A 359-nucleotide genomic window follows, 5' to 3' on the forward strand; every position below is an offset into this window, starting at 1 on the left:
CTAATGCTGGTCACTTAAGGTGATCAGCAGTTTTTCTCACCGGGTATTTCCGGGACTTTACTCTTAACTCCCGAGGGTAACTTCGCTCTCTTCTTCCCGGTAATACCAGCCATTTTGCTTTCTCATACAACGTTCTCAACTCACCCGGCATCTTACCCGGTGAAGCCCATGGCAACGTTATCAGCATCCGGGTTATTTCACTTATTGAGCCACTAAAGCTCAGCTGATAAGGCAGATAATCGCCTTTCAGTTCGAACGCCATCCTTACCATCTGGTATCTCACCAGGTTGTAAGTCAGCAGCACACCCCATAACTCCTGTCGCACCAGTTCTGGCAGCTTGCTGCGTAACGTCCAGCGA

General features: G+C 49.3%; 1 pseudogene. It reads right to left on the reverse strand.

Features of this window, described 5'->3' with window-relative positions:
* Positions 1–10: 10 nt before the first annotated feature.
* Positions 11–359 (reverse strand): annotated as a pseudogene (locus AB1287_RS22515) (IS4 family transposase); the annotation flags it as partial.

Source organism: Scandinavium sp. UTDF21-P1B, assembly GCF_040750395.1.
GTDB lineage: Bacteria > Pseudomonadota > Gammaproteobacteria > Enterobacterales > Enterobacteriaceae > Scandinavium.